The organism is Tessaracoccus sp. OH4464_COT-324 (genome assembly GCF_003932855.1).
GTDB lineage: Bacteria > Actinomycetota > Actinomycetes > Propionibacteriales > Propionibacteriaceae > Arachnia.
On record NZ_RQYZ01000084.1, the window covers coordinates 1 to 519 of the forward strand.

The window sequence follows — 519 nt, forward strand, 5'->3', positions numbered from 1 at the left end:
CGCGAGTATGGCGGCGGTGGTGTACCAGGGGGTGTTATTGGTCATCGGTGCCGAATTGTTTGCGTAGTTCTGCGGCTAGTTCGAGCATGAGTTGCTCCATTTGGGCGTTCACGTCGCCTTCCCAGGGCCCGATCAAAGCGAAATCGATGATGCAGTCCTGAGCCACCAGAACGCAAGTTTCCACTTTGAATTCTCCTCGAAGGCCGCAGTAGGCGTTTCCTACGGCTTTGGGGTTGACGAAATTCCTGGTCTTTGTTTTGTATAAGTCGTGGTAGTAGTCCACGCTGACGTGGATGGTTCTTGGGCGTGGGGTGGTGGGGTCTTGGTCGTCTTTGTGGACGTAGATCCAGCTGCTGGCCAGTCTGGAAGTGCGGGGGAATCCGGCTTTTGAGGGGATGAAGTTGGTGAGGGTTGGGATGGGCCAGTTTTCTTTGACGTGGTTGTGGAAGATGGGTGGGACGATGGTGGGTGGTGGGTGTCCGGCCCAGCGTTTGTCTTGTTGCCAGTTGGGGTCGTCGG

The 519-nt window shown here is 56.3% G+C and carries 1 protein-coding gene; it reads right to left on the bottom strand.

Going from position 1 to position 519, the window contains the following annotated elements:
- Window positions 1–34 precede the first annotated feature (34 nt).
- Window positions 35–519: hypothetical protein (locus EII42_RS13610; RefSeq protein WP_233558405.1), on the bottom strand; the 485-nt coding region annotated here is incomplete at its 5' end.